The organism is Mesorhizobium sp. M1396 (assembly GCF_040317725.1).
Taxonomy (GTDB): Bacteria; Pseudomonadota; Alphaproteobacteria; order Rhizobiales; family Rhizobiaceae; genus Mesorhizobium.
The window spans coordinates 1-960 of record NZ_JAMYLA010000151.1 but is presented as its reverse complement, the minus strand read 5'-3'; the positions used below and the strand labels follow the sequence as shown (position 1 = coordinate 960).

The 960-nt window shown below is 63.2% G+C and carries 1 protein-coding gene; it reads right to left on the bottom strand.

Going from position 1 to position 960, the window contains the following annotated elements; all coding sequences use genetic code 11:
• Positions 1–838, bottom strand: an 838-nt coding sequence (locus NKH02_RS34385; protein WP_352884283.1) for an IS256 family transposase, incomplete at its 3' end; no start/stop codon positions are given.
• Positions 839–960 lie beyond the last annotated feature (122 nt).

Genomic DNA, 960 nt, shown 5'->3' with positions numbered 1-960 from the left:
CGTAGAACCATCTGAGCTCCATCAGGCAATCGTCGTCGACCTTGCGCGGCACGTAGTCGAGCGCGTTTCTGAGGAAGTGCACGTAGCAGCGCTGCCAGACCGCTTCGGGCAGCACTTCGCGGATTGCCGCCCTGAGCCCCGGATGGTCGTCGGAGACGACGAACTCGACGCCGGCGAGCCCGCGAGTCTTGAGTCCCGTCAGGAACTCGCGCCAGCTCGAATGGCTCTCCCGGTTGGCCAGCTCAACGCCCAGAACCTGGCGCCGGCCCTCCCAATCCACGCCGATCGCCACCAGCACCGCCTGGCTGGCGATCACGCCCGCCTCGCGAGCCCGCTCGTAGCGCGCGTCCAAAATGAGATACGGATAGCTTTCCTCGAGCCGCTGCGTGAAGAACGCCTTGAGCGCCTCATCCAGCCGCGTCGTCGCCTCGCTCACCGTCGAGGCCGAGAAGGAGTGGCCGCACAATTCCTCCGTCACCGCCTTCACCTTGCGGGTCGAGACGCCCTGCACGTACATCTCCACCAGTGCCGACACCAATGCCTTCTCCGAACGCTGGTAGCGCTCAAACAACTCCGTCGAGAACCGGCCGGCCCGATCCTGCGGAACGCGAAGCTCCAGCACCCCAACCCGCGTCACCAGCTTGCGCTCGTAATAGCCGGACCGGTAACTCGTCCGCTCCGCCGTCCGCTCGCCTTTCTCGGCCCCGATCGCCTCCGTCATCTCGGCTTCAAGAACCTCCTGCACGACAGTCTGCAATGCCTGGCGAAAGCCGTCCTCATCCGACAACAGCAACGCTTTCAACTCGCCTCTGCTCAGTCTAACTTCTCGATTGGTCATGGCACTTCCCCTTCCACGGGAATCGGTGATTGCAACGTCACCATCGTGCCATGGCCGCTCGCCCCTCAGAGCAAGCGCCGTTCTCTCTCCAAAACTTTTTGCAGAACCTTCAGGACACTATC